27 protein-coding genes are annotated in these 25,529 nt (G+C 65.3%); 19 read left to right on the top strand and 8 right to left on the bottom strand.

What is annotated here, in order from left to right:
- Positions 1-89: 89 nt before the first annotated feature.
- Positions 90-1,313: an MFS transporter gene (locus AB4099_RS17150; RefSeq protein ID WP_441478917.1), complete on the top strand. Its 1,224-nt coding sequence runs from the start codon at positions 90-92 to the stop codon at positions 1,311-1,313.
- A gap of 148 nt (positions 1,314-1,461) precedes the next feature.
- Here AB4099_RS17150 and AB4099_RS17145 read toward each other — a convergent pair whose 3' ends face one another.
- Complete coding sequence (locus AB4099_RS17145) at positions 1,462-2,454, bottom strand: aldo/keto reductase (protein ID WP_441478916.1); 993 nt, start codon at positions 2,452-2,454, stop codon at positions 1,462-1,464.
- A gap of 96 nt (positions 2,455-2,550) precedes the next feature.
- Here AB4099_RS17145 and AB4099_RS17140 point away from each other — a divergent pair, with 96 nt between their 5' ends.
- From AB4099_RS17140 to rplT, 4 genes are all read left to right on the top strand, one after another.
- Positions 2,551-3,444: a LysR family transcriptional regulator gene (locus tag AB4099_RS17140; RefSeq protein ID WP_441478915.1), complete on the top strand. Its 894-nt coding sequence runs from the start codon at positions 2,551-2,553 to the stop codon at positions 3,442-3,444.
- A gap of 102 nt (positions 3,445-3,546) precedes the next feature.
- A complete protein-coding gene (locus AB4099_RS17135) occupies positions 3,547-3,876 on the top strand; it encodes a VOC family protein (RefSeq protein ID WP_441478914.1) in 330 nt (109 codons plus the stop codon).
- A gap of 212 nt (positions 3,877-4,088) precedes the next feature.
- Positions 4,089-4,289 (top strand): 50S ribosomal protein L35, encoded by a 201-nt coding sequence (gene rpmI, locus AB4099_RS17130; protein WP_043233081.1) that lies wholly within the window; start codon positions 4,089-4,091, stop codon positions 4,287-4,289.
- A gap of 28 nt (positions 4,290-4,317) precedes the next feature.
- Positions 4,318-4,692, top strand: a complete 375-nt coding sequence (rplT, locus tag AB4099_RS17125) for a 50S ribosomal protein L20 (RefSeq protein ID WP_043233082.1) — start codon at positions 4,318-4,320, stop codon at positions 4,690-4,692.
- 59 nt (positions 4,693-4,751) lie between these two features.
- Here the strand turns inward: rplT and AB4099_RS17120 are convergent, their stop codons facing one another.
- The 4 genes from AB4099_RS17120 to AB4099_RS17105 all read right to left on the bottom strand — a co-directional run bounded on the left by AB4099_RS17120 (position 4,752) and on the right by AB4099_RS17105 (position 7,173).
- Positions 4,752-5,513, bottom strand: coding sequence for an LOG family protein (locus AB4099_RS17120; protein ID WP_441478913.1), 762 nt, complete (start codon positions 5,511-5,513; stop codon positions 4,752-4,754).
- Positions 5,514-5,626: 113 nt separating this feature from the next.
- On the bottom strand, positions 5,627-6,223 hold the full coding sequence (locus tag AB4099_RS17115; RefSeq protein WP_441478912.1) for an SCO family protein: 597 nt from the start codon (positions 6,221-6,223) through the stop codon (positions 5,627-5,629).
- Positions 6,220-6,735: a hypothetical protein gene (locus AB4099_RS17110; protein ID WP_441478911.1), complete on the bottom strand. Its 516-nt coding sequence runs from the start codon at positions 6,733-6,735 to the stop codon at positions 6,220-6,222. The genes AB4099_RS17115 and AB4099_RS17110 overlap by 4 nt, the downstream gene beginning before the upstream one ends.
- 3 nt (positions 6,736-6,738) lie before the next feature.
- Positions 6,739-7,173 carry a hypothetical protein gene (locus AB4099_RS17105; protein WP_113515463.1) on the bottom strand — a complete coding sequence of 145 codons (435 nt, stop codon included), beginning with the start codon at positions 7,171-7,173 and terminating at the stop codon, positions 6,739-6,741.
- A gap of 129 nt (positions 7,174-7,302) precedes the next feature.
- Between AB4099_RS17105 and pheS the strand changes: the two genes are divergently transcribed.
- The 8 genes from pheS (at position 7,303) to AB4099_RS17065 (ending at position 16,214) form a co-directional block, all read left to right on the top strand.
- Complete coding sequence (gene pheS, locus AB4099_RS17100; protein WP_113515464.1) at positions 7,303-8,385, top strand: phenylalanine--tRNA ligase subunit alpha; 1,083 nt, start codon at positions 7,303-7,305, stop codon at positions 8,383-8,385.
- Between the two features lie 28 nt (positions 8,386-8,413).
- Positions 8,414-9,601: a ceramide glucosyltransferase gene (locus AB4099_RS17095; RefSeq protein WP_441478910.1), complete on the top strand. Its 1,188-nt coding sequence runs from the start codon at positions 8,414-8,416 to the stop codon at positions 9,599-9,601.
- A 2-nt stretch (positions 9,602-9,603) separates the two neighbouring features.
- On the top strand, positions 9,604-10,020 hold the full coding sequence (locus tag AB4099_RS17090; RefSeq protein ID WP_113515466.1) for an ASCH domain-containing protein: 417 nt from the start codon (positions 9,604-9,606) through the stop codon (positions 10,018-10,020).
- Entirely contained in the window at positions 10,017-12,440 is a 2,424-nt protein-coding gene (gene pheT / locus AB4099_RS17085) for a phenylalanine--tRNA ligase subunit beta (protein WP_441478909.1), read from the top strand. The genes AB4099_RS17090 and pheT overlap by 4 nt, the downstream gene beginning before the upstream one ends.
- A gap of 363 nt (positions 12,441-12,803) precedes the next feature.
- Complete coding sequence (locus tag AB4099_RS17080; protein WP_441478908.1) at positions 12,804-13,601, top strand: alpha/beta fold hydrolase; 798 nt, start codon at positions 12,804-12,806, stop codon at positions 13,599-13,601.
- Positions 13,598-14,677 carry a tartrate dehydrogenase gene (locus tag AB4099_RS17075; RefSeq protein WP_441478907.1) on the top strand — a complete coding sequence of 360 codons (1,080 nt, stop codon included), beginning with the start codon at positions 13,598-13,600 and terminating at the stop codon, positions 14,675-14,677. Before AB4099_RS17080 ends, AB4099_RS17075 begins: the two co-directional genes overlap by 4 nt.
- A 73-nt stretch (positions 14,678-14,750) precedes the next feature.
- On the top strand, positions 14,751-15,455 hold the full coding sequence (locus tag AB4099_RS17070) for a TerC family protein (RefSeq protein ID WP_441478906.1): 705 nt from the start codon (positions 14,751-14,753) through the stop codon (positions 15,453-15,455).
- Between the two features lie 18 nt (positions 15,456-15,473).
- Complete coding sequence (locus AB4099_RS17065) at positions 15,474-16,214, top strand: TerC family protein (protein WP_113515470.1); 741 nt, start codon at positions 15,474-15,476, stop codon at positions 16,212-16,214.
- Between the two features lie 8 nt (positions 16,215-16,222).
- On the opposite strand, the gene AB4099_RS17060 is transcribed toward AB4099_RS17065, so the two are convergent.
- Entirely contained in the window at positions 16,223-16,831 is a 609-nt protein-coding gene (locus AB4099_RS17060; RefSeq protein WP_441478905.1) for a 4'-phosphopantetheinyl transferase family protein, read from the bottom strand.
- A 134-nt stretch (positions 16,832-16,965) separates the two neighbouring features.
- Between AB4099_RS17060 and AB4099_RS17055 the strand changes: the two genes are divergently transcribed.
- The 4 genes from AB4099_RS17055 (at position 16,966) to AB4099_RS17040 (ending at position 19,976) form a co-directional block, all read left to right on the top strand.
- Positions 16,966-17,694 carry an AzlC family ABC transporter permease gene (locus tag AB4099_RS17055; protein ID WP_441478904.1) on the top strand — a complete coding sequence of 243 codons (729 nt, stop codon included), beginning with the start codon at positions 16,966-16,968 and terminating at the stop codon, positions 17,692-17,694.
- A complete protein-coding gene (locus AB4099_RS17050) occupies positions 17,681-17,998 on the top strand; it encodes an AzlD family protein (RefSeq protein WP_113515472.1) in 318 nt (105 codons plus the stop codon). The genes AB4099_RS17055 and AB4099_RS17050 overlap by 14 nt, the downstream gene beginning before the upstream one ends.
- A gap of 125 nt (positions 17,999-18,123) precedes the next feature.
- Positions 18,124-18,990: a branched-chain amino acid aminotransferase gene (locus AB4099_RS17045; RefSeq protein ID WP_113515473.1), complete on the top strand. Its 867-nt coding sequence runs from the start codon at positions 18,124-18,126 to the stop codon at positions 18,988-18,990.
- Positions 18,991-18,998: 8 nt separating this feature from the next.
- Positions 18,999-19,976, top strand: coding sequence for an NAD(P)H-dependent flavin oxidoreductase (locus AB4099_RS17040; RefSeq protein WP_441478903.1), 978 nt, complete (start codon positions 18,999-19,001; stop codon positions 19,974-19,976).
- A 12-nt stretch (positions 19,977-19,988) separates the two neighbouring features.
- Here the strand turns inward: AB4099_RS17040 and murJ are convergent, their stop codons facing one another.
- Positions 19,989-21,515, bottom strand: a complete 1,527-nt coding sequence (gene murJ, locus AB4099_RS17035; RefSeq protein WP_441478902.1) for a murein biosynthesis integral membrane protein MurJ — start codon at positions 21,513-21,515, stop codon at positions 19,989-19,991.
- A 139-nt stretch (positions 21,516-21,654) separates the two neighbouring features.
- Positions 21,655-22,689: a glycosyltransferase family 2 protein gene (locus tag AB4099_RS17030; protein WP_441478901.1), complete on the bottom strand. Its 1,035-nt coding sequence runs from the start codon at positions 22,687-22,689 to the stop codon at positions 21,655-21,657.
- A 163-nt stretch (positions 22,690-22,852) separates the two neighbouring features.
- Between AB4099_RS17030 and AB4099_RS17025 the strand changes: the two genes are divergently transcribed.
- Positions 22,853-23,683: a ChbG/HpnK family deacetylase gene (locus AB4099_RS17025; RefSeq protein WP_441478900.1), complete on the top strand. Its 831-nt coding sequence runs from the start codon at positions 22,853-22,855 to the stop codon at positions 23,681-23,683.
- Between the two features lie 170 nt (positions 23,684-23,853).
- The gene (locus tag AB4099_RS17020) at positions 23,854-25,515 is read left to right on the top strand and encodes a methyl-accepting chemotaxis protein (protein ID WP_162768149.1); all 1,662 of its coding nucleotides are present in this window, start codon (positions 23,854-23,856) and stop codon (positions 25,513-25,515) included.
- Positions 25,516-25,529 lie beyond the last annotated feature (14 nt).

Here is a 25,529-nt window from a genome sequence, read left to right as displayed (position 1 = left end):
GTCAATTGACACGGGCCGGGTCGGCTCCTACTTCCCTCACATACGCTCCGTATGTAAGTGGTACAGAAACTTCTGGAAAGAGGCCCGTCATGGCCAACCCCTATCGCGAGATCTTCAGGGCGCCAGGCGCTATCGCGTTCTCGGCGACGGGCTTCATCGCGCGCATGCCGGTCTCGATGGTGACGCTCGGCGTCGTCACCATGCTGTCCCAGGCGCGCGGCGAATACTGGCTGGCAGGGGCGGTCGCGGCGACCTTCGCCTTGTCCAACGCGCTGATCGCGCCTCAGCTCTCCAGGCTGGTCGATCGCTACGGGCAGCGTCGGCTGCTCGTTCCCGCAACACTCGCGGCGATTGCGGCGCTATCGGGCCTGATGCTGTCGACCCGCTACGAAGCGCCAGTCTGGGCTCTTTTCGTCTTCGCCATGCTGTCAGGAACGATGCCGAGCATATCGGCGATGGTCAGGGCTCGCTGGACCGAGCTTTATCGCGATACGCCGAAGCTGCGGACCGCCTTCGCCTTCGAGTCGGTCGTCGACGAGGTCATCTACATGACCGGGCCGGTCATCGCGATCGGGCTGAGCGTATCCTTCTTTCCAGAGGCCGGGCCGCTCGCCGCAACGCTGCTGCTGACCGTCGGAACTGCGCTGTTCGTCGCGCAGCGTGCATCCGAACCGCCCGTGCATCCGCAGGGGGCGAGTGGCGGTGCCTCGGTCATTCGCCTCGCGTCGGTGCGGATCATCGCCTTCATCCTGATCGCGATCGGCACGATCTTCGGAACGGCCGAGGTCACCGCCGTCGCCTTCGCCGAGGCGCAAGGGAACAAGGCCGCCGCCAGTTTCGTCCTGGCGAGCTATGCCGCGGGATCGCTGATCACGGGGATCGTGTTCGGCGCGCTCAAGCTGCGCATGTCGCTGGCCAGCCAGTTGCTGATTGCGATTACGCTTGCAGCGGTGACCACGCTGCCTCTGCTCGCCGTCAACAGCATCGGCAGCCTTGCCGTCGTGGTGTTCCTGGCCGGCGCTGCCGTTTCGCCGACGATCATTGTCTCGATCGGCCTGATCGAGCGTCTCGTCCCGGCCGCGAAACTGACCGAGGGCATCACCTGGGCCATGACGGGCATCGGTATCGGCATGGCGGTCGGCTCTTCCGCCTCGGGCTGGGTCATCGACGGATTTGGCGCGCGCAGTGGCTTCTGGATTTCGGTCGGCGCTGGCGGCGTTGCTCTCGTGACGGCGTTGCTGGGTTATCGCCGGCTCCTGGGCGAGAAGCCGCAGCCCGCTCTGCGTGAGGCTGCAGCCTGCACCGGTCCTTAGCGGCAGAACGCCGAAAGGGGCAGAGCCTTCGCATGGTCGAGGCCGCGCCGGACCATCCGATCCTGGGGGCCGCCATCATTGGCCTGCGTGAGCGCTCGTGGAAGCAGGAGGCGCGCAGAGCGCGCCTCCCGAACGATGCCCGACGGGGCTAGCCGTCGACCAGGGCGAGCGAGGCGTCGGTGTAACGTTTGCCTGCCACATCGGCCGGCGTGAGCGCTTCGCCAATGGCCGCCGCTTCGTCGGAGGTCAGGACGATGTCGGCTGCCGCCCTGTTCTGCTCCAGATGGGCGATCTTGCGCGCGCCGGGGATCGGCACGATGAAGTCCCCCTGGTGCAGCACCCAGGCGAGCGCAAGCTGCGCGGCGGTGGCGTTCTTGCTCGCGGCCAGCCGTTCCAGCCGTTCGACGAGCGCCGCATTGGCCTCCAATGCCTGGGCCTGGAAACGCGGCAGGGTCCGGCGCCAGTCCTCGCTGCCGAGTTCGTCGAGTGTCCGGATCTTGCCGGTGAGCAAGCCGCGTCCGAGCGGGCTGTAGGGCACGAAACCGATTCCAAGCTCGCGGCAGACGGCGAGCACACTGTCTTCAGGCTCGCGCCGCAGCGAATATTCGCTCTGGACGGCCGCGATCGGATGCACTGCGTGCGCCCGGCGGATCGTCGAGGCATTGGCCTCGGAAAGACCGAGCGTCCGGACCTTGCCCTCGCGCACAAGGTCGGCCATGGCGCCGACCGTATCCTCGATCGGCACATTGGGGTCGACGCGGTGCTGATAATAGAGATCGATCACGTCGATCCCGAGCCGCCTGAGCGAGGCCTCCGCCACGGCCCTCACATGTTCCGGCCGGCTGTCGAGCCCCGCCATGCGCTCCGCTCCCTTGCCCTCTTCGAGGATCTTGAATCCGAACTTCGTGGCGACCACCACCTGGTCGCGCACAGGCCTGAGCGCCTTGCCCAGCAGGATTTCGTTCTCGAATGGACCATAGACTTCGGCGGTGTCGAAGAGGGTCACTCCGATATCGACGGCGCGCCGCAAGGTGGCGATCGCGGCGCTCTCTTCCTGGCCACCATAGGCGAAGGTCATGCCCATGCAGCCGAGACCGACGGGGAAGACTTCAAGTTCTTGACCAAGCTTGCGAGTTTGCATCACGGGCTCCTCTGCTGTGATCCGATACAGATGAGGCTTGCGTCACTGATCGATAATCGCCTGGAGAAAGCACGGCCCGTTCGATAAAATAGATCAATGAACCGCGCCGATCTCCCGCATCTCGCCGTCCTGGCGGCCGTCGCCCGCAATCGCGGTTTCCGTGGTGCGGGCCGCGAGCTCGGCATTGCGCCATCCGCTGTCAGCCATGCCGTGTCGCTGCTGGAGGCCCGGCTCGGCGTGCGCTTGCTCGCGCGCAGTACGCGCAGCGTCGCCCCCACCGAGGCCGGGGCGCAGCTTCTGGAACGGCTGCTGCCGGCGATGTCCGAGATCGCCCTGGCGCTAGAGGTGGCGGCCGCCTCGCGCGACGAGCCCGCCGGCAATCTTCGCCTCACCGTGCCGCGCACCGCCGCTCATTTGGTACTGGCGCCGAAGCTCGGCGCCTTTGCCGCGGCCTATCCGGAGATCGTGCTCGAGATCGTCATTGACGACAGATTCGCCGATGTCGTCGCGGGCGGGTTCGATGCCGGGATCCGGCTCGGCGAGAGCCTGCAGCGCGACATGATCGCCGTTCGCATCGGGCCGCGCATGCGCGGCGTCGCGGTTGCGGCCCCGTCCTATTTCGCCGGGCGGGACATGCCGCTGACGCCGCACGACCTCTCAGGGCATCGCTGCATCCGCTTCCGCTTCGAAAGCGGCGTGATCTATCGCTGGGAGTTCGAGAAGGACGGTCTCGTCGTTGAGCCCGACGTCTCGGGGCCGCTGATCCTGGGCGATGACCGGCTCGTCCTCCAGGCCGCGCTTGATGGGGCCGGCATCGCATTCCTCTTCGATGACTATGTCCGCGATGGGCTCGGGCAGGGCAGGCTGGTGCCTGTTCTGGAGGATTGGTGTCCGCCATTCGACGGGTTCTACGTGTATTATCCGAGCCGCCGGCAGATGCGTCCGGCGCTGCGGGCTTTCATCGACTTCTTCCGGGCTGATAAGGGGTAGCGCCGCCGCGTGCGTCCGGGCCCGCTCGGCTCCCCTCCGATCATGACCACGAGGATTTCCGTGACGGGTTCTATTTCGGCCGTTCTGATTCACGTCTCGGACGTGGTCGCGGGGCTCGCTTGGTATCGCAGCGCATTTCCCCGGGCCGTTCCGGCGACAAGCCAGCCTTCGGGATTCGCCTTTCTGCAAATTGGCGAGACGCAACTTGAAATCGTTCCGGCCGACACGAAGGTGCCCAGCGGCGCCGCCGGCTCGATCGTCTATTGGCGGGTGGAAGATTTCGAGCGATCGCTTGCCCATTTGCAGGCGGTCGGTGCGGTGCTCTATCGTGGGCCGCTGGCCATCGACGGTGATCTGTGGATGTGCCAGGTTCGCGATCCCTGGGGCAATTGCATCGGGATCAGAGGGCCCCGCGCCGAAAAACGGGGCTGATCAGGATATTGAGGAGCCGGATCCGCTCCGGCTCGCCCTGCGGCCTTTTCGGCATGGGCGGTGCCTGCACTTGCCAGCCCCAGGCTTTTCTGTCATATGCGCGCCCTTCGATCGCCCGGCTGATAAGGGCTGCCGTGGCGGTCGTTCTTTGCTTCCAGCAAGCAAAATCGAAGCGGCGCATCTCGCGCGTCCGCGACCATTGAGGAGCTGAAATGCCCAAGATCAAGACGAAGTCGAGCGCCAAAAAGCGCTTCAAGATCACCGGAACCGGCAAGGTGCTCTACGCCCAGGCCGGCAAGCGTCACGGCATGATCAAGCGGACCAACAAGCAGATCCGCAATCACCGCGGCACGGCAACCCTCTTCGAGGGCGATGCCGCCAACGTGAAAAAATACTTCCTGCCGAACGGCTGACGCCCTCTAACCTTTCCGGAGATCACACATGGCTCGCGTGAAACGGGGCGTAACGTCCCACGCCAAGCACAAGAAGACACTCAAGGCTGCCAAGGGCTTCTATGGCCGCCGCAAGAATACGATCCGCGCTGCCAAGGCGGCCGTCGATCGTTCGATGCAATATGCCTATCGCGACCGTAAGAACCGGAAGCGCTCGTTCCGCGCGCTCTGGATCCAGCGTCTCAACGCTGCGGTGCGTGAGCATGACTTGACGTATTCGGTCTTCATTGGCGGTCTCGCCAAGGCCGGTATCGAGCTCGACCGCAAGACGCTGTCGGCGCTGGCCATCGACGACGCAGCCGCCTTTGCGGCCGTGGTCGAGACGGTGAAGGGTGCCCTCGGCGCGGAAGCCAAGGCCGCCTGAGTTTCGCCTCAGCGAAGTGAATTGGAAGAGGCCGGCAGCGATGCCGGCCTTTTTCGTTGTCAGGTCTGCATGCTGTCGTTGGCCGGAAGGATCCAGTTCTGGCCGGCACCTTCGACGACACGCTGGTAGGCCTCCTCCGGCGTGTCGGCGTAGCAGAACAGCGACAGATCTTCGGGCCGGATGAATTTTGCCGCCGCCATGGCATCGAGATTGAGCAGGTCACGCCAGAAGGCGCTGTCATAGAGCACGATCGGCACGGCCGGCATCTTTCCGGTCTGCTTCAGCGTCATGATCTCGAAGAGTTCGTCGAGCGTGCCGAATCCGCCGGGAAACACGACGAGCGCCGCGGCGCGCATGGCCAGGTGCATCTTCCGCATCGCGAAATAGTGGAAGCGGAAGGTCAGGTCCGGCGTCGACCACGGGTTCGGCTCCTGCTCGTGCGGCAGCGTGATGTTGAAGCCGATCGAGAGCGCACCCGCTTCCGTCGCGCCGCGATTGGCAGCCTCCATGATGCCCGGCCCGCCGCCAGTGGCGATGACATGATGGCGCCCGCTTTCGCCGTCGATGAGCGCGCCGCCCCGCTCGGAGGCAATGCGGGCGAATTGCCGCGCCGCTTCGTACCAGCGGTCTCCTTCCCGGACGCGGGCCGAGCCGAAGACGACAACGGTCGAGACGATGCCGCGCGCGCGCAAATGGTCCTCGGCCTTCTGGTATTCGAGCATGAAGCGCACGCCGCGTGTCGAATCGCCAAGGATGAAATCGGGGTCGAGCGCCGCCAGGCGATAGGAGGGGGAATTCTTCTGGGCCTGGCTGTCGGGCATGATGTCTGTCTCCATGATGCCACCTGCATAGCCGCATCGCAGCGGCGCTGTCGCCTGCATCGCTGGCAGGGCTGCTCCGCCAGGCGAGGGACTTGTTCGGGCCGGAGGCTTGTTCAGACCAGGTACTTGTTCAGGATCTCGGCCAGTCGTGGCGCGCCGACATTGTGCGGCAGCAGGGTCAGAAAGCGCCCTTGGCGGTCCATCAGATAGGTGAGGGAGCCGTGATCGACGGCGTACTCCGCTGCGCCATGATGCGGCAGCGTGAGCTTGCGGCGATGCACCTTGTAGGCGTGGGCGATCGCGGCGATCTCCGATTCGCTGCCGGTTAGTCCGATCAGGCGCGGATGGAGGGCTGTGACATAGCTCGCCATGACGGGGGGCGTGTCATGGGCCGGATCGACCGTGACGAAGAGCGGCGCGAGCCGCTCGGCCCGCGGACCGATGGCGTCGAGCGCCTGCGCGATGATCGTAAGATCGATCGGGCAGGTATCGGTACAACGGGTGAAGCCGAAATAGACCAGCATGAATCGGCCGCGGAAGTCCGTGTCGCTCACGCGCCTGCCGGTGTGATCGACGAGCGTGAACGGGCCACCGAACCGGGTGGCGAGCGGGTCGATCGGGCTGGCGCCAGGTGCGGGTGGCTGCTGCGAGAACGCGCCCGCGGCTGGCAGGATGGCACCAAGGGCCAACAGCACCCGCCGCGAGATCATTTCGGCCGAAGTCCCTTGATTCCGTAGGGGCCGTCTTCGGCGATGATGTGGTTCGCTTCAGGATCGGCCCGCCACCACTCGGCGGCCTTGCCGTTGCGGGCCTCCCAGTCGGTCTTGAAGCGTTCGGCCGGAATCCAGGGTTGCGAGGGGCGTTCGCGGACCGCCTGCACGAAGAATACTGTCACTGCCGGGTTGGCGATCAGCAGGCCATCGGCCTCGATCTCGCGGCCGCAATAACCGATCAGGTCCCTGACCGAGCCGGCAAAGTCGACGTTCGATTTCGCGACAAGCCGGAAGGTGCCGTCGGCCAGGACAAGGCCGAGCTGACGCTTGCCGCTGCCGCAATCGGGCGTGCAACGGCCCTTGAGATGGCAGAGCGCATCGACGACCCGCCCCTTGAGGATTGTCGCAGTCTCGTACGGGATGTTCCAGGCTTCGGCCGCGCGCGCGGTTGTCACGGGGATGCCGGCGAGAAGCGCGGCCACACCCAGCATATGCCGCAGCATTCGCATCGCTCAGTTCCCGAACGGCTGGATGCCGTGTTCTTCATGCGTCATGCTGATCACGCCCTTGTCGTCGGCGATCCTGTCGACGAGCAGGTACTTCACGCCGTCGCGCTCGAGCAGCTCGCCATCGACCGTGACCTGGTGTGTGGCCATCCGCGCGATACGCGGATTGGCGGCGCTCTCATCGTCATCGCCGATCTTGAGAATGAGATAGAGATTGCCGGCCGGGTCGCGGATGCTGACCGGAATGCCGCCAAGTGCACACCAGATTGCGCATTGGTGATGGGCTGTGCCCCTGGCGAACATCAGCCCGCTGATCGTGCACCAGGTATCGCTGATTTCCCCGGTGATCGTGACGCGCTGCCCGTCCTGTGCCCCTGCCGGGGCGGCGCTCAGCGTGACGATCAGGAATGCCCATGCGCGCCAGTGAGACAGGATTGTCATGATGCTGCGCTCATTTCGGCCAAACAGGTGCTCTGCCGTCGTGCCTGCGATGCTTTGCCAGCACGATTGCCCCTAGCATCGCTCAAGATGACACCCTAGAAGATGCCTCGCAATCGGACCAGATCAGGCATGAATGAGATCGATACCCTCAGCGATTCACTTCTTGGTGAGATCGCCGCTGCACAGGACGAAGCCGCGCTCGAGCAGTTGCGCATCACTGCGCTCGGCAAGTCGGGCTCGGTGTCCGCGCTGCTGAAGACGCTGGGCGCGATGACGCCGGACGAGCGCAAGGAAAAGGGCCCGCTGATCAACGGCCTGCGCGACAAGGTCCAGGGCGCCATCACCGAGCGCAAGGAGGCGTTGGGGCAGGCTGCGCTCGACGCGCGCCTTGCTGCCGAGCGGATCGATGTCTCCCTGCCGGTGCGCGAGGGGCCGGAGGCGCGCGGGCGCATCCACCCGATCAGCCAGGTCATCGACGAGATCACCACGATCTTCGGCGACATGGGCTTTTCGATCGCGGAAGGTCCCGATGTCGAAACCGACGATCTCAACTTCACCAAGCTGAACTTCCCTGTCGGCCACCCGGCGCGGGAGATGCACGACACCTTCTTCTTCGCGCCTGACGCCAATGGCGAGCGCAAGCTGCTGCGCACGCACACCTCTCCGGTGCAGGTGCGTACGATGATCTCGCAGGAGCCGCCGATCCGCGTCGTCTGCCCGGGCCGGACCTATCGTATGGATTCCGACCAGACCCACACCCCGATGTTCCATCAGGTCGAAGGTCTGGTGATCGACAAGAAGGCCAATTTCGGCCACATGAAATGGGTGCTCGAGGAGTTCTGCAAGGCCTTCTTCGAGGTCGACAGCGTCAAGATGCGCTTCCGCCCCTCATTCTTCCCCTTCACCGAACCGTCGGCCGAAGTGGATATCCAGTGTTCGCGCAAGGGCGGCGAGATCCGCTTCGGCGAGGGCGATGACTGGCTGGAGATCCTCGGCTGCGGCATGGTGCACCCGAACGTGCTGCGCAATTGCGGCCTCGATCCCGATGTCTACCAGGGCTTCGCCTGGGGCATGGGCATCGACCGTATCGCCATGCTGAAATACGGCATGCCGGATCTGCGCCCCTTCTTCGAGGCCGATATCCGCTGGCTCTCCCATTACGGCTTCCGCCCGCTCGACCTGCCGACCCTGACCGGCGGCCTGACGTCGTGAAGGAGCCGGTCGTGCAGGGGAGGGCGGGATGACAGTCGCAGCAGGAGCAGGACTGTTCGCGGTGCTTGCCGTCGCGCTCAACCTGCTGTGCCTCGCGATCGCCTATTTCCGCCTGCGCCACCGCGCTTTGGGCTCGGCCCTGCTCGACCAGTGCCCGCCCGTCACGATCGTGCGGCCGGTGCGCGGTCTCGAGACGTTCAGCCGCGAGACGTTGAGCTCGGGGCTGGTGCTCGACTACCCCCGCTACAGGACGATCTTCTGCGTTGCCGACGGCGACGACCCTATCGTGCCGCTGATCGAGGATCTGATCCGGCGCTTCGGCGACGATCGCGTGCGGCTGATCGTCGGCGATGTCGCCGTCAGCGCCAATCCGAAGCTCAATAACTGCGTCAAGGGCTGGGATGCGGCGGAAACCGACTGGGTCATTCTCGCCGATTCCAACGTGCTGATGCCGAAGGACTATATCCAGCGGATGCTGGCGGCGTGGCGGCCCACGACGGGGCTCGTCTGCTCGACACCGGCCGGTTCGCGCCCGCAGGGCTTTTCCGCCGAACTCGAATGCGCCTTCCTGAATACCTTCCAGGCGCGTTGGCAATATGCCGGCGAGGCGCTCGGCTTCGGCTTCGCGCAGGGCAAGTCGATGCTCTGGAACAAGCCCTTTCTCGACTCCAATGGCGGCATTGCAGCGTTGGGGGCGGAGATCGCCGAAGATGCGGCGGCGACGAAGCTGGTGCGCCGGGCCGGCAAGCACGTCCATCTCGTCTGCCAGCCCTTTGAGCAGCCCTTGGGCAAGCGCAGCCTGCGCGACGTGGTGCAGCGCCAGTTCCGCTGGGCCAGGCTGCGCCGGGTGACGTTCCTGCCCTTCTTCGCACCGGAGATCCTGTCGGGACCGCTGCTGCCGGTGCTGGCGGCGGTTGTTGCGGCGCCGGCATTTGGGTTGCCGGCCTGGGCCGCGCTATGTGCCGTGCTGCTGCCCTGGTACGCGGGCGAGATGCTTCTGGCCTATGGCGTCGGCTGGTACCTGTCGTGGCGGCTGCCTTTCGCCTTCCTGGTGCGCGATATCGTCTTCCCGGGGATCTGGGCCTATGCCTTCGTCGCGGGCGAGGTGACGTGGCGCGGCAACGCGATGAAAATCCGGATCGATGGCGAGGACCGGTTGAACGATGGTCAGTCCCAGCTGTCGCCGGTCGTGGCTCGGCGGGATGGGGCGGCGTGACCATGGGCACGACCACGATCCCCGAGCGCTACAGGGACTGCCCGAGCTTCTCCTTTGGCGACAGCCCGGAGCTGGCCTCCGAACTGGCCGCCCTCGTCGTCAGCGGCCGCAAGCGGGCGACGGTGAACACGCCGGACGATCCCGACTGCCCGGAGGTCGGCCAGATCTGGATCGTCCTCGACGGCGGCAAGCGACCTGTCTGCGTCATCGAGACGCTCGAACTGACGACGCGGCGGTTCGACGAGATCGATGCGGAATTCGCCTTCGAGGAAGGCGAGGATGACCGTACTCTGGCCTCATGGCGCCAAGCCCATGAAGCCTATTTCCGACGCCTCGGCGTCTTCAGTCCCGACATGACCTTGATTTGCGAACGCTTCCGTCTGGTGGAAGTGCTCGCTCCGATGGACGCACACGCATGAAATTCACGCTCTCCTGGCTCAAAGACCATCTCGACACCACCGATACGGTCGACACCATCACCGAGACCCTGACCCGTGTCGGGCTCGAGGTCGAGGGCGTCGAGGACAGGGCGAAGGCGCTCCAGGCCTTCACCATCGCCTATGTGATCGAGGCCAAGCAGCATCCGAATGCCGACCGGCTGCGCGTCTGCCTGGTCGACACCGGCACCGGCGAGCCCGTGCAGGTCGTCTGCGGCGCGCCCAATGCTCGCACCGGCATGAAGGGAGTGTTCTCGCCGCCTGGCAGCTACATTCCCGGCAAGGACATCACCCTCGGCAAGGGCGTCATTCGTGGCGTCGAGTCGAACGGCATGCTGGTCTCCGAGGCCGAGCTCCAGCTCTCCGAGGATCATGACGGCATCATCGAGCTGCCGGAGGATGCTCCGGTCGGAATGCCCTACGCGACCTATGCCAAGCTCGACGACGCCACGATCGAGATCGCGGTCACGCCGAACCGGGCCGACGCGCTCGGCGTCAGCGGTGTCGCGCGCGATCTTGCCGCCGCAGGTCTCGGCACGCTGAGGACACCGTCGATCCAGCCGGTGCGCGGTTCGTTCCCATGCCCGGTCAAGGTCGCGCTCGACTTCGCGCCGCAGGACAAGAAGCTCTGCCCGGCCTTCGCCTTGCGCCTGATCCGCGGCGTGAAGAACGGCCCGTCGCCGGAATGGTTGCAGGCCCGCCTGCGCGCCATCGGCTTGCGGCCGATCAATACGCTCGTCGACATCACCAATTTCATGACCTTCGATCGCAACCGGCCCCTTCACGTCTTCGACGCGGCCAAGGTCAGGGGAGATCTCACGGTGCGCCGGGCCAAGGCGGGCGAGGAGATTCTCGCGCTCGACGGACGCACCTACAAGCTGAGCGACGAACAGGTGGTGATCTGCGATGCGCATGGCGTCGAATCGCTCGCCGGCATCATGGGGGGCGAGGCTTCGGGCTGCGACGAGAACACGGTCGATGTCCTGGTCGAGAGCGCGCTCTGGGACCCGCTCAACATCGCCCGTTCGGGCCGGGCGCTCGGCATCAACTCCGATGCGCGCTATCGCTTCGAGCGCGGTGTCGATCCCGATTTCTGCCGGCCGGGCCTCGATCTCGCGACAGTGATAATCATCGACCTCTGCGGCGGCGAAGCCTCCGAAATGGTTTTCGAGGGCGAGCTTCCGGAGTCGCGCCCCGCGATCGATTTCCCGTGGTCGGAAGTGAAGCGTCTGACGGGGCTCGACCTGCCGCAGGTCGAGATGAAGCTCGCGCTGACCTCGCTCGGTTTCCATGTCTCGGGTGCGGGCGAGCGGGTGAAGGTCGCGGCGCCGTCCTGGCGCGGCGATGTCGAGGGCAAGGCCGATCTGGTCGAGGAGATCCTGCGCATTGCCGGGCTCGACCGCGTGGCCTCCACGCCGCTGCCGCGCATCAAGGCAGAGGTGGTGAAGCCGGTTCTCACCGTGCTGCAGAAGCGCACCCGTGCCGCCAAACGCCTGCTTGCCAGCCGTGGCCTGGTCGAGGCCGTGACCTGGTCCTTCATCTCGCATGAAGCGGCCACGCTCTTCGGTGGCGGTTCGCCCAAGCTGGTTCTGGCCAATCCGATCGCCGCCGATCTCTCCGATATGCGGCCCTCGCTGCTGCCGGGGCTGATCCGTTCGGCCCAGGCCAATGCGGCGCGCGGCTTTGGCGATGTCGCATTGTTCGAGGTCGGCCAGGTCTTCTTCAGCGATGAGCCCGAAGGCCAGGTGATCGCGGCCGCCGGCTTGCGCCGCGGCACGGCCCGGCTCGAGGGCGTCGGCCGTCATTGGGACGGTGCGGCCGAGCCCGTCGATGCCTTCGATGCCAAGGCCGACGTCATGGCCCTGCTCTCCGGTCTTGGAATCCCTGTTGGCGGCTTGCAGGTCGTGGCCGGCGGCCCAGCCTGGGCTCATCCGGGACGGTCGGCGACATTGCAGTTCGGGCCGAAGGGCGTCATCGGCGCCTTCGGGGAAGTCCATCCCAAGATCCTCAAGGCTCTGGACGTGAAGGGGCCGCTCGTTGCCTTCGAGATCCATCTCGACGCCCTGCCTTTGCCGAAGGCCAGGCCGACCAAGGTCAAGCCGAAATTGAACCTCTCCGGCTTCCAGCCGCTGACGCGCGATTTCGCCTTCATCGTCGATGCCAAGGTCGCTGCGGGTGACATGATGCGCACCGCGCAGAATGCCGAGCGCAGCCTGATCTCGGATGTCACGGTGTTCGATCTCTATGAGGGACCTGGCGTCGAGGCCGGCAAGAAATCCGTGGCGCTCGCCGTCACGCTCCAGCCTGCCGAGAAGACGCTGACCGATGTCGAGATCGATGCGGTCGGCAGCAAGATCGTCACCGAGATGGCCAAGCGCTACGGCGCGACCCTGCGGGGCTGATCCTCAGGGACGGGAGCACCGGTTCCTCGGAGCCGACATGCGGGAGGGCGGGAGCGACAATGGGCGCGCCCGCCTTTTGCATATCTGGCAGGCCTGTCATCAGGCTGTCTCGGGGGAGGGCGTTGGGGCGCCTGCGGGGGGCGATGGGTCAGTGCCGCGTTATTGATCCAGATTGTGTAATAATCCGCCCGCGCAATCCGTGAACAATCGCGCTATCGGCTGCTGATCGTTTCAATGCGCGCTGGCTGTATGACCATCTCCGAATGTCCCGTTGCGGACAGCCTTTTCCCTGGCTTTCGCCTGCTCGACGTTCAGACGTCGGGTGCGCGAATTCGCGTGCGGACAGGCGGGGAGGGGCCGGCCTTGTTGCTGCTGCACGGTTATCCTCAGACGCATGTGCTCTGGCACAAGGTCGCGGACCAGCTGAAGCGGCGTTTTACCCTGGTGTGCGCAGATCTGCGGGGCTATGGCGACAGCGAGAAGCCTGCCTCCGATGCCGCTCATCTTGTCTATTCCAAGCGTGCGATGGCGCAGGACATGGTCGAGGTCATGATTGCGCTTGGACATGATCGGTTTGCCGTTGGGGCGCATGATCGCGGCGCGCGCGTGGCCCATCGCATGGCGCTCGACCACGCAGGCCATGTGACGAGGCTCGCCACGCTCGACATCGCGCCGACGCGCGAGATGTATGCCAACACCACCGACGCCTTCGCGCGTGCCTATTGGCACTGGTTCTTCCTGATCCAGCCCGCGCCCTTTCCCGAGCGCATGATCGGTGCTGATTCCAAAGCCTATTGGCTGAAGAAATGCGGCTCGGGCTCCGCCGGGCTGACCCCTTTCGCTCCTGAGGCGCTTGAGCACTACCTGCGCTGCTTCGCCGATCCGGCGACGATTCACGCGAGCTGCGAGGATTATCGCGCGGCCGCGACCATCGACCTCCGTCATGACGACGAGGATGGTGGCCGCAAGCTTGAGCAGCCCCTGCTGGCGCTCTGGGGCGAGCAGGGCGTGATCGGGCGCTGCTTCGATCCCTTGGCGCTCTGGCGCCAGCGTGCACAGAATGTCCAAGGCCGGCCCTTGCCCGGTGGCCATTATTTGGCGGAGGAGATCCCCGATCTCGTCGCCGCCGAATTCACGGCTTTCTTCGGAGAAGACATATGACCGGAACCAATCGCGTCTACCGCATCGCCGTGATCGCCGGCGACGGCATCGGCAAAGAGGTCATGCCTGAAGGCCTGCGGGTGCTCGAAGCGGCGTCGAAGAAGTTCGGCTTCGAGCTGCGCTGCGACAGCTTCGATTTCTCCTCCTGCGACTACTACGCCAAGCACGGCAAAATGCTCCCTGACGACTGGAAGGACCAGATCGGCGGGCATGACGCGATCTATTTTGGTGCTGTCGGCATGCCGGCGCAGGTGCCGGACCACATCTCGCTCTGGGGCTCGCTGCTGCTGTTCCGGCGTGAATTCGACCAGTATGTCAATCTCCGTCCCGTGCGGCTGATGCCCGGCGTGCCTGGCCCGCTGGCGAACCGCAAGCCGGGCGATATCGATTTCTTTGTCGTGCGCGAGAACACCGAGGGCGAGTACTCCTCTGTCGGTGGGCGCATGTATGCCGGCACCGAGCGCGAGATCGTGCTGCAGGAGACGGTGATGAGCCGCGTCGGCGTCGACCGCGTGCTGAAATACGCATTCGAGCTCGCCCAGCGCCGGCCGCGCAAGAAGCTGACGTCGGCCACCAAGTCGAACGGCATCTCGATCACCATGCCCTACTGGGACGAGCGGGTGAAGGAGATGGCGAAGAGCTACCCCGACATCGCGGTCGACCAGTACCATATCGACATCCTCACCGCGCATTTCGTGCTGAATCCCGACCGTTTCGACGTCGTGGTCGCCTCCAACCTGTTCGGTGACATCCTGTCCGATCTCGGTCCGGCCTGCACCGGCACGATCGGCATCGCGCCTTCGGGGAACATCAACCCGACCCGTGAATTCCCTTCGCTGTTCGAGCCCGTTCACGGCTCGGCGCCCGACATTGCCGGCCAGGGCATCGCCAATCCCGTCGGCCAGATCTGGTCAGGTGCGATGATGCTGGACCATCTCGGCGAGCGCGAGGCCGCAAAGGCGATCGAGGCAGCGATCGAGCGGGCGCTCGGAGATGCCCGGACCCGCACGCGCGATCTCGGCGGAACCTTGAGCACCGAGGCCGCCGGCAGAGCAGTTGAGCAAGCGTTGGGCTGAGCAAGAAGGGCGCGACTCTAGCCAGAGTATTGGCTAGAAAAGCGATCATATTCCGCGAGAGGCTGCTTCATCCATGGATTTCATCGCTGCTTCGCTGGCCGATCCCCTCCTCTGGGGCAAGCTCTTTGAAATCATCGTGCTGAACATCGTGCTGTCGGGCGACAACGCGGTCGTGATCGCGCTCGCCTGTCGGGCGCTGGCCCCGGCGCAACGCACCAAGGGCATTGCGCTTGGTGCTATTGTCGCCGTGCTGCTCCGGGTTGTGTTCACGGTCGTGGTCGCCTCGCTCCTGAGCGCGCCTTTCCTGCGCATCGCCGGCGCCGTGCTGCTGTTCTGGATCGCCGTGAAGCTGGTTCTGGAGGATGGCGAGGGTGACGAGGACGCCATCGCCGCCAGCAGCAAGCTCTGGAAGGCCGTCCAGACGGTTGCGATCGCGGATATCGTCATGAGCCTCGACAATGTCTTGGCGATCGCCGCGGTCGCCAAGGACTCGCTCCCGCTCCTGGTGGCTGGGCTGGTGATCTCGATCCCGCTGATCGTCGTCGGCGCCTCCTTGATCACCCGCCTGCTGGCCCAGTTCCCGCTCCTGGTGTGGGCGGGGGCGGGACTGCTCGGCTGGGTCGCAGGCGAGATGCTCGATAGCGACCCCTGGTTCGCATCCCAATTCGGTGCAGCGATGATGCACCAGCTTGAATATCCGGCGGCGATCCTTGGAGCGCTGCTGGTTCTCGGCCTTGGCTATTGGCTGAAATCACGCCGGCCCGACCCGGCAACTTGATAAAGGACTGACCGCAAAATGGATTTTTCGTCGAGCCAATTCTGGATCTCGCTGCTGCAGATCATCTGGATCGATCTGCTCTTGTCCGGCGACAACGCGGTGGTGATCGCGCTTGCCGTCCGCTCCCTTCCGGAGAACCAGCGCAAGGTCGGCATCTGGCTCGGCGCGGGTGCGGCGGTTGGCCTGCGTATCGTCTTCGCTCTTGTTGTCACTTATCTGCTGGCGGTGCCCTACCTAAAGGTCGTCGGCGGCCTCTTGCTGTTCTGGATCGCGGTCAAGCTCGCCAAGGGTGAAGAGGAAGCGCATACCGACATCAAGGCAGCGGACAATCTCTGGAAGGCAGTGCGCACCATCGCCATCGCCGATGCCGTGATGAGCCTCGACAACGTCATTGCGATCGCCGGCGCCGCCAAGGGGCACCCTGAGCTCTTCATCTTCGGCTTGCTGCTCTCGATCCCCCTGATCATCATGGGTGCCCAGCTCCTGACCTCGATCATCGAGCGTTTCCCGATTCTGATCTGGATTGGCGCGGCGCTGCTCGGCTGGATCGCGGCAGAGATGATTCTGGGGGATATTGCCGTGCTGCAGTGGCTGCAGGTGAACATGCCGACCTGGATCAAGGCGGTCTCGACGGACGTCAACCCGCTCGGAATCGGGCCTGCGAACCTGCCCCATTATGTCAGCGCGGTTCTCGGCGCGGCGCTTGTCTGCATCATGGGCTACGTCCTGAAACGCAAGCCGGTGAACCAACCCGGCTGAACCGCCCTTCAGGCGAGAACGACAATTGCGGCGGCCAGGTCTTCCTGGTCGCCGTTTTTCATGAGGTGGGCCGATCCGATCCCGATGGAGCGAACGCCTGCGTCTTCGACCGTGAAGAATCCTTCCGCCAGGAATCTCACGCAAAAGCGTTCGGGTGCGTGCGCAAAGCCCATTCCCAGTGCCTTCACATAGGCCTCCTTCGCGCTCCAGAGCTGCGCGAAGGCGAGCGGCCTTTCAGCCGCAGGCAGGGCAAGCAGAATGTCCCTTTCGTCGGGGTGAAGAACGGCCAGCGGCGGCTCTGTTCCTTGTTCCACCCGCTCGACATCGACGCCGATCGGCCGCTCGGCAAGGCCGACCGCAACGATGCCTGAGCGCGTCGCGAGAGAAAGATGCAGGTCGTGGCCGGCGGGGCGGACGAGAAGCGGTCGGCCCCGCTCGTCATGGCCGATCTCTATGGTGTCGGCCGGCTGGCCGAGCTGGTGGTCCAGCACGAGCCCAGCCACGCTACGCCTGAGCCGCGCGCGCTCCATCAGATTGGCCGGCCGCTCGCTGGTCGGGATCAGCCAGGCGGCGGGGAGTGTGGAGGCCTTTGTATCGATCGAGGTCAGCCAGAGCATCGTGGAATGCTAGCGGGCCCCGGGCGTTCCGTCGCCTCTGTTGATCCGGGTTGCGCCGCCCTGCATGGAATTCATGCAGCGGGGCTGCTTGCGCCCGTTGACGTGGGGCCTGCTTGGCCCTTGGAAGAAGCATGATGTCGTCACCCGACCCACTCCCGAAGGAAACGCGTGCGCCGGTGACCTGGCGCGGCATGATCCTGGGAGTCCGCAAGATTTCCGTGGTGCTCCCGGGCATCATCGTTTTCGCGGTTGCCTTCGGTGCTGCCGCTGCGGCGAAAGGCTTGAGCCTGCTGGAAACCGTGATGATGAGCGCGATCGTCTATGCCGGGGTCGCGCAACTCGTGGCGATGGAACTCTGGCGGCCGGAATGGACCTGGGGCGCGATTGCCGGTCTTGCAGCCGTCACCGCGACGGTCAATGCGCGGATGGTGCTGCAAGGTGCGTCGCTTCAGCCCTGGTTCGCGCGTTTTCCACGGGCCCTCAACGCCTTGCATCTGTTCTTCTTCACCGATGCGAACTGGCTGGTCGGAACGCGTTATCATGCCGAGGGGGGGCGCGATCTCGGCGTGCTGATCGGTGGCGGGCTGCTGCTCTGGGTTGTCTGGGTTCTTGCCACGGTGCCGGGATATCTGCTCGGCTCCCTGGTGAGTGATCCGCGACGCTATGGCATCGATCTCGTGATGCCGATCTTCTTCGCCGCGATGATCGTGCCGCTCTGGCGCGGCCGGAGGGCGGCGCTACCCTGGCTGGTTGCGGGCATCGTGGCGCTCGTCACGGCCAAGCTGGTCGATGGCTATGCCTTCATCATCGTTGGAGCGCTCTCTGGCGCGGTCGCTGGAGCTTTCCTCGATGACGCTGCCTGATCTCGCCGGCTGGGGAGCCTGGGCAGCGATCGCCGCCATGGCGATCGCCACCTATCTCTGTCGCATCTCCGGCGTGGTATTGATGGGCTTCATCCCTCTCACGCCTCATGTCCGGCGCGGGCTGGCCGCCTTGCCGGGCTCGATCGTCGTCGCAACCGTTCTGCCATTGGTCGAGCGTCTGGGGCTTGCCGCGGCCCTGGCGCTGCTGGCTGCCGTCGGCAGCATGGTGCTGCGCCGCAGCGAGCTTCTGGCCCTCGTCGTCGGCATGGCGGTGGTTTCGCTCGCCCGCGCCTTCGGCCTGTGATCCATCACCCGGCTGCATTGCTTCCATCACATGACGTCATTGCCGGAGGGCCTTCGGCATGTTGACGCGCGCGGCGGGGCGGCAGACGGTGTCGGTCAATAACACTGACAAAATCGAGGATGGTTATGGCTTGGTATTCGCAAACCTGGAGCTGGTTCGAAGGTGAATGGCATGAGGGAAATCCGGGCATCATGGGCCCGCGGACCCATGCCAGCTGGCTGGCTTCGACCGTCTTCGACGGGGCTCGCTATTTCGAGGACAAGGCGCCCGATCTCGACAAGCATGCGGCCCGCGTAAACCGCTCGGCCAATGCGCTCGGCCTGAAGGCGACGATGTCGGCCGAGGAGATCATCGCCAAGACCTATGAAGGCGCGAAGAAATTCGCCCCGGGCACGGCGCTCTATGTCAAGCCGATGTACTGGGGCGAGGCCGACGGCCTCTCGACCATCATGGCCGACCCTGAGTCGACCAAGTTCTGCCTCTGCCTCTTCGAGGCCCCGATGCCGGTGCCGTCAAACGGTTTCTCGGTGACGCAGGGCGCCTATCGCCGCCCGACGCTCGAGACCATGCCGACGGACTCGAAGGCCGGCTGCCTTTACCCCAACAATGCCCGTGTCCTGCGCGCCGCCAAGGCGGCCGGTTTCGACAACGCGCTGGTGCTCGACATGCTCGGCAATGTCGCGGAGACGGCGACGTCCAATATCTTCATGGCCAAGGACGGCGTGGTGAAGACCCCGGTCGCGAATGGCACCTTCCTGAACGGCATCACCCGCCAGCGCGTAATCTCGCTGCTGCGCCAGGACGGTATCACGGTCGAGGAGACCAGCCTGCGCTACAGCGATTTCGAGCAGGCCGACGAGATCTTCATCTCCGGCAACTACTCGAAGGTCATGCCGGTTTCGCGGATCGACAACACCGCGCTCCAACCCGGCCCGCTGTTCCGCAAGGCGCGCGAACTCTACATGGACTTCGCGCACTCCAAGACCGCCTAGTCACTGTGGTGTGCCTCGCCACCCGGCTCACCGAGCGCTTCGGGATCGATCATCCGATCCTGTCTGCGCCGATGGCTCTGGCTGGGGGCGGGGCGTTGGCCGCGGCTGTGACGCGCGCCGGCGGGCTGGGCCTGATCGGCGGCGGATACGGCGATGATGCCTGGCTGGACCAGCAATTCGCTGCGGCCGGCAATACCCGGACTGGCTGCGGCTTCATCACCTGGTCGCTCGCCAGGCAGCCGCATCTGCTCGGCAAGGTTCTCCAGCATCAACCAGCGGCGCTGATGCTCTCCTTTGGCGATCCCGCGCCTTTTTCGGGCGAGATCGCGGCGGCTGGCGTGCCGATGATCTGCCAGTGCCAGTCGATTGCTCATGTCCGGCAGGCTCTGGAGGCCGGCGCGGCCGTCATCGTCGCGCAGGGCGGCGAAGCCGGTGGTCACGGCCATGCGCGCGGAACCCTGCCTTTCGTGCCGGAAGTGGCCGATCTGCTTGCACGCGAAAGCCCCGATACCTTGCTGCTGGCGGCGGGCGGCATCGCCGATGGCCGTGGGCTCGCGGCGGCCCTGATGCTGGGGGCCGACGGCGTCTTGGTCGGCACGCGTTTCTGGGCGAGCCGCGAGGCGCTGGTTCACGTCAGCCATCATGCGGTTGCCATTGCCGCGACGGGGGACGAGACGGTGCGTTCCTCGCTGCCCGACATTGCGCGTCAGCTCGACTGGCCGAGGCCCTTCGATATCCGCGTCAGCGCCAAAGGCTTCGCTGCGAAATGGGCTGGCCGCGACCGCGAACTCAAGGACGCGGTTGAAGCGGAGGGCCCGGCCTACAAGGCGGCTTTCACGGCCGGTGACCCGCAGAATGCTGCGGTGATATTCGGCGAAGCCGCCGGATTGATTTCGGATATCCCGACGGCAGGCGAGATCGTCGAACGCATGGTTACGGAGGCCGCCGCGCGCATTCGTTCCGGAGCAGGTCGGCTCAAGGCCTGACGAATCAGACGGTCAGCGCAGGAGCCGGAACAGGCCTGCCGCCTTTAGCCCGCCGGCAACGATCACGAGATAGAGGCTCGCGGCCACCAGCCCGATCGCGGTCAGTGCCAGAAGGCGGGGCTCGACCGGGACATGCGCCAGCGCAGCCAGGACTGCGGGCGCGAGCACGCGCGCGGCCAGCCCGGCAATCACGCCACCTGCGAGGGTGATGACGATCAGCCCGGGAAGCTGCCGGTCCGGTTTCGTCCAGCCGCGCCGCAGCGCCAGAACGAACAAGGCACCGACATTGATCCAGGCCCCGGTTGCCGTTGCCAGTGCAAGCCCGGGTGCGCCGAAATCGCGCCAGAGCACCAGTTTGAGCGCGACATTGGCGGCGATGGCGGCAAGCGAAACCAACATTGGCGTCGTGGTGTCGCCGCGAGCCTGGAAGGCGGAGACCTGCGAGCGGATCAGCACGATGGCCGGAAGTCCGATGGCATAGGCAAACAGCACTGCGCCCGCCGCCTGGCTTGCTGCCGCATCGAAACGGCCGCGTTCGAACAGAGCCGAGACGATCAGCTCCGGGATGGCGAGGAAGGCTGCGGCAAAAGGGGCGGCCATGACCAGGGTCAGCGCCACGGCCCGGTTCTGCGCCTTGTCCGCGCCGTGGATATCGCCCGCCGCGATCAGGCGGCTCATGGTCGGCAGCAGCACCGTGCCCACCCCGATCGCGATCACGCCGATCGGCAGCTGGTAGAGCCGTTCGGCATAGTAGAGCGAGGCATAGGCGCCGCGCGGCAGCAGCGAGGCGATGATCGTGTCGGCGAAGAGCGCGATCTGCACACCGGCGGAGCCGATCACGGCGGGGCCGAAAGCCTTGAGAAAGCTCTTCACGTCGGCATCGACGCGCGGGCGCGTCAGCGCCGCCGACACGCCGGCCTGCCGGGCCGCAAGCACCAGCAGCAGCCATTCGAGCAAACCCGCGACGGCGACGCCCCAGGCGGCGGCATAGGCTGCGCTCGGGAACAGGAAGGCGATGAACAGGGCGGCGATCAGGCAGATGTTGAGCAGGACAGGTGCCGCTGCTGCCGCCGCGAAACGGTCGACGGCGTTCAGATTCGCGGCGAGCAGCGTCACCAGCGTGATGAAGAGCAGATAGGGAAAGGTGATCCGCGTCAGTGCGACCGCAAGATCGAAGCGCTGAGGATCGTTGGCAAAGCCGGGCGCGAGCAGGCGCACGACCTCGGGCATCAGCGGCAGGGCGAGTGCGAGCAGCGCGACCTGCACGATCAGGTTCAGCGTGAAGACGCGGTTGCCGAAGAGCGCCGCCGCGGCTTCTCCCGTCTGCTGCCTGATGCGGGCATAAGCCGGGATATAGGCCTGGTTGAAGGCGCCCTCACCGAAGATCGCCCGGAAATGATTGGGCAGCCGCAAGGCGACTGAAAAGGCATCCATCATCGCGCCGGCGCCGAGCACGGCGGCGAGAGCGATGTCGCGCAGGAAGCCGCTCAGGCGGGAAAGCAGCGTGAAGCCGCCAACGGACAGGATCTTTCTGAACATCAGCGCATGAGGCCGAAATGTGGTTTCCGGCGTGCGGACGGCGTCATGCTCGAACTCCAGGCCTCGCTCTTGCCCCAAGGCGCTCTTGCCCAAAGCGCGCTCGCCTGCGCCGGAACAAGCCGAATCGTCTGCACCATTCTTAGCGGATCAATGGCGGCAATGCGTCGCCGCGCGGATGATCGACGGCGCGCGCGTTGAAACCGACCCGCTCGCCGATCAGGTAGAGCGGCCGGCGCTTCACTTCCGCGAAGATGCGTCCGACATACTCGCCGATCAGGCCGAGCGAAATCAGCTGGATGCCCGAGAAGAACATGATCGACACGATCAGCGAAGGGAAGCCGGGCAGGTCGGTGCCGTAGAGCAGCGTCCGCAACAGGAAGAACAAGGCGCTGAAGGTCGAGATCAGGGCGATGATGACCCCCGTCCAGGTCGCTATCTTGAGCGGCACGGTCGAGAACGAGGACAACCCGTCGAAGGCGAAGCTGAACAGCTTGCGGAAGCTGAACTTGGTGACGCCGTGCTGGCGGTCGGCGACTTCGAAGGTCACGCCGGTCGAGGGGAAGCCGACCCAGGCATAGAGACCCTTGGAAAACCGTGCCCGCTCCGGCAGGGCGCGCAATGCGTCCACGACACGGCGGTCGAGCAGGCGGAAATCGCCCGCGCCCTCCGGCAACTCCGTCTCGCCGAAACTGGCGAAGACCCGATAGAAGGCCTTGGCGAAGCCGCGTTTCAACCGGCTCTCGCCGGAGCGGTCGGCACGTTGGCCGTAGATGTTGAGATATCCCTCGCGCCACTTGGCGAGGAATACCGGGATGGTTTCCGGCGGATGCTGCAGATCGGCGTCCATGATCACCACCGCGTCGCCCGAGGCATGGTCGAGCCCCGCGGCAATGGCGACCTCCTTGCCGAAATTGCGGCTGAACGACACGGCATTGATGCGTGGGTCGCTGGCGTTCAACAGGCGCAGCACCGAGAGCGAGCCGTCGCGGCTGCCATCATCGATGCAGATCATTTCCCAGGACGATACCACGCCTGCCAGTACGGATTTCAGGCGCTCTACGAGAAGCGGCAGATTATCGGCCTCGTTATGAACGGGGACGACGATGGAAAGCTCCGGCCGGGCAGGCGCGGAGCGCTGCACTGCGAGGCTGGGAGCGGGCGATGTTTCCGACACGACTGACCTCTTGATCCGGCCAGGACGGGCCGGCCCCGCCTTCCGGCGAAGCCGGGCTCGACACGGGTGACGCGATGGGCACAGAACCGTAAAGCTGTTGTGCTCACAAGTCCTGCGACGGGCCCCTTACACCATCGCGGATGAACCCTGGACAACGAAATCGATGACGATCCGTTTCGTTCTTTGTGCCGATGATTTCGCCATGACCGAAGGCGTCAGCCGTTCGATCCTGGAATTGCTTGCGCTGGGGAAGCTCTCGGCGACGGGCGCCATGACGAACCGGCCGCATTGGCAGCGTCTTGCCGCCGAACTGGGCAGCTTTTCCGGCAAGGCCGATCTCGGACTTCATCTCAATCTGACCTGCGCTGCTCCGCTTGGACCGATGCAACGGGTCGCCCCGGCGGGGATGCTCCCAAGGCTCGGCGATCTCGCACGGGCAGCGGCGACATCGGCCACAGCCCGTGCCGAGATCGCGGGCGAGATCGGCCGTCAGCTCGAAGCCTTCGAGGACGCGCTGGGCCGCGCGCCGGATTTCGTCGACGGCCATCAGCACGTCCATGTGCTGCCAGGCGTCCGCGGAGCAGTGCTGCGCGCGATCCAGCGCCGCTACCCGGAAGGGACCGTCTATTTGCGCGATCCGGCGGACTCGGCCCGAGCGATCCGCCAGCGCGGCGTGGCGGTGGGCAAGGCGCTGGTGATCGCCGGTCTGGCAGTGGGCCTGCGCTCGCAGGCCTTGCGGCGTGGGATCCCTGTCAACCGGGGTTTCTCCGGCGTTTCGCCGTTCGATCCCGAACGCGACTTCGGTGCGGATCTGCGCCACTTCCTGATCGCGCCGGGAGCGGGACATCTCGTGATGTGTCATCCCGGACATATCGACGACGAACTGGCGACGCTCGATCCGGTGATCGCCACGCGCGCGCTCGAACATACCGCCCTTGCCGCGTTCGTGCCTCCACCGGGCTTCAGAATTGCGCGATTCTCGGAGCTGTTTTGACCGCAGGCGGGTGCCGGCTAAAAACTTTGGCGCGAAGCTGACCCTACGCAATCGAAAATTTACCGTGATCGCTCAGTTTGTAAGCACCGGTCCGTTCGGATCCTACCCTTGCAGCCTCCGGCGGAGATCTCGGCGCTATGGCATGGTTGAAGCGATCTGGGGCGAGCGCGATGGTTGCATCGAAGCGCTCGGCTGGAACACGCGGTTCGCTCTCCCTGGGTAGCAGGATTGCTGGAGCGGCGATTGCCATCGTCGCCGCGGCCATCCTCATCCTCGTGATCGTGGCGTCACGCTATAATCAGGCCCAGACCCGCGACGATCTCGAGCACAAGATCGCCGCGCTGACCAGCATGGTCACGAATGCCGCTCCGGCGCTGATCCTGTCCCGTGACACAACGACCCTGGGATACATTCTCGAATCCCTGCGCCAGGATCCCGATTTCAATGCCGGCTTCGTCGCCGATGACATCGTTGCCCTGGCGAGCGCCGGCGAATCCACCGAGAGCAGGCTTTCGCTCACTCCGCGCTCACTGGCGGCGGCCCTTGGACGCGAACCCTGGGACGCCTTGAAGGAGCGCGATACTCTTCAGCTCGAGGACTCGGTCTACCTTGTTCAGCTTCGTTCAGTGCGGATTGGGCCGAACCAGAAGCAGGTTGGTTATGTCGCCGTCCGGTTCGACAAGACGCGCCTCAATGCACGGGCCTCCTTCGAGCAGTTCGTCACGATCGGCATCGGCGTTCTGATCCTGCTCGTTCTCGGGCCGCTGCTCTGGGTTTCTCTGTCACGTACGATGCGGCCTCTCAAGAGCATGACTGAGGCCATCGTCAGCATCTCCGATGGCAAGCTCGACACACCGATCGATGCGGCCGACCGGAGCGACGAGATCGGCGCGATCGCGCAGGCGCTCAGCGTGCTCAAGGTCCGGTTGGGGGAGCGGGCAGCCCTCCAGGAGGCCCAGCACGTCACCGAGGCCGAACGCCGCTACCAGCAGCGTCGCGTCGACGAATCGATTGCCTTGTTCCGGGGCGAGGTTGGTGCTGCGCTGGAGGCATTCAAGAACAACGCTGAACGGATGAGCGAAGCGTCGGATGGTCTGGCGCGTGTCGCGGCAGAGTCGTCGGGACGTGCGGCCCGCGCTGCCCAGAATTCGCACGGGGCCTCGGCCAATGTCGAGAATGCCGCTCAGGCCGCCGAAGAGATGGGCGCCGCCATCCGCGAGGTCGAGTTTCAGATCCGGCATGTCCGCACGGAGATCGTCGAGGCAGCCTCGGCCTCGCGCGACACCGCGGGTTCGGTGCAGGCTCTCGACGAAACAGCTCGTGCGATCGGCGAGGTGGTGAATCTGATCCGGGACATCGCAGCACAGACGAACCTGCTGGCGCTCAACGCGACGATCGAGGCTGCGCGCGCCGGCGACGCGGGGCGCGGCTTCGCGGTCGTCGCCTCGGAGGTGAAGAGCCTCGCGGCGCAGACGGCTGATGCAACCGATCGGATCGTGACGCAGGTTGGTGCCATCCAGGGGGCGACCGGTGAGGTCGTGGGCGCCATTTTGAACATCGCCAACCGGATGGGGGCGATCGAGAACTTCACGAATGCAGTCGCGACCTCGATCGAGCAGCAGGCGATCGCGACCGGCGAGATTGCCAGCGGCGTTGCGATGGCAAGCTCTTCCGCGCTGTCGGTGTCGAGCGATCTCAGCGTGCTGGCCGACAGTGTCGAGGAGACCGGACAATCTGCGGGGCAGGTTCGGGATGCCGCCGGCGAGGTCGCGGCCCAGGCCTTGCGGCTGCGCGCGACGGTCGACCAGTTTCTGCACAGCGTGGCGGCCTGACCGTCACCCCGCCG

Source organism: Allobosea sp. 2KB_26 (assembly GCF_052115715.1).
Classification (GTDB): Bacteria; Pseudomonadota; Alphaproteobacteria; order Rhizobiales; family Beijerinckiaceae; genus Allobosea.
This window is presented reverse-complemented; position numbering and strand designations above follow the sequence as displayed.

Coding starts and splice junctions, on each gene's coding strand:
- AB4099_RS17145 (WP_441478916.1), bottom strand. CDS start 2,454: ATGCAAACTCGCAAGCTTGGTCAAGAACTTGAAGTCTTCCCCGTCGGT.
- AB4099_RS17120 (WP_441478913.1), bottom strand. CDS start 5,513: ATGCCCGACAGCCAGGCCCAGAAGAATTCCCCCTCCTATCGCCTGGCG.
- AB4099_RS17025 (WP_441478900.1), top strand. CDS start 22,853: ATGACGATCCGTTTCGTTCTTTGTGCCGATGATTTCGCCATGACCGAA.
- pheT (WP_441478909.1), top strand. CDS start 10,017: ATGAAATTCACGCTCTCCTGGCTCAAAGACCATCTCGACACCACCGAT.
- AB4099_RS17115 (WP_441478912.1), bottom strand. CDS start 6,223: ATGATCTCGCGGCGGGTGCTGTTGGCCCTTGGTGCCATCCTGCCAGCC.
- AB4099_RS17095 (WP_441478910.1), top strand. CDS start 8,414: ATGACAGTCGCAGCAGGAGCAGGACTGTTCGCGGTGCTTGCCGTCGCG.
- AB4099_RS17055 (WP_441478904.1), top strand. CDS start 16,966: ATGTCGTCACCCGACCCACTCCCGAAGGAAACGCGTGCGCCGGTGACC.
- AB4099_RS17070 (WP_441478906.1), top strand. CDS start 14,751: ATGGATTTCATCGCTGCTTCGCTGGCCGATCCCCTCCTCTGGGGCAAG.
- AB4099_RS17110 (WP_441478911.1), bottom strand. CDS start 6,735: ATGCGAATGCTGCGGCATATGCTGGGTGTGGCCGCGCTTCTCGCCGGC.
- AB4099_RS17150 (WP_441478917.1), top strand. CDS start 90: ATGGCCAACCCCTATCGCGAGATCTTCAGGGCGCCAGGCGCTATCGCG.
- AB4099_RS17020 (WP_162768149.1), top strand. CDS start 23,854: ATGGTTGCATCGAAGCGCTCGGCTGGAACACGCGGTTCGCTCTCCCTG.
- AB4099_RS17050 (WP_113515472.1), top strand. CDS start 17,681: ATGACGCTGCCTGATCTCGCCGGCTGGGGAGCCTGGGCAGCGATCGCC.
- AB4099_RS17060 (WP_441478905.1), bottom strand. CDS start 16,831: ATGCTCTGGCTGACCTCGATCGATACAAAGGCCTCCACACTCCCCGCC.
- AB4099_RS17140 (WP_441478915.1), top strand. CDS start 2,551: ATGAACCGCGCCGATCTCCCGCATCTCGCCGTCCTGGCGGCCGTCGCC.
- murJ (WP_441478902.1), bottom strand. CDS start 21,515: ATGTTCAGAAAGATCCTGTCCGTTGGCGGCTTCACGCTGCTTTCCCGC.
- AB4099_RS17075 (WP_441478907.1), top strand. CDS start 13,598: ATGACCGGAACCAATCGCGTCTACCGCATCGCCGTGATCGCCGGCGAC.
- AB4099_RS17045 (WP_113515473.1), top strand. CDS start 18,124: ATGGCTTGGTATTCGCAAACCTGGAGCTGGTTCGAAGGTGAATGGCAT.
- rplT (WP_043233082.1), top strand. CDS start 4,318: ATGGCTCGCGTGAAACGGGGCGTAACGTCCCACGCCAAGCACAAGAAG.
- rpmI (WP_043233081.1), top strand. CDS start 4,089: ATGCCCAAGATCAAGACGAAGTCGAGCGCCAAAAAGCGCTTCAAGATC.
- AB4099_RS17090 (WP_113515466.1), top strand. CDS start 9,604: ATGGGCACGACCACGATCCCCGAGCGCTACAGGGACTGCCCGAGCTTC.
- AB4099_RS17105 (WP_113515463.1), bottom strand. CDS start 7,173: ATGACAATCCTGTCTCACTGGCGCGCATGGGCATTCCTGATCGTCACG.
- AB4099_RS17065 (WP_113515470.1), top strand. CDS start 15,474: ATGGATTTTTCGTCGAGCCAATTCTGGATCTCGCTGCTGCAGATCATC.
- pheS (WP_113515464.1), top strand. CDS start 7,303: ATGAATGAGATCGATACCCTCAGCGATTCACTTCTTGGTGAGATCGCC.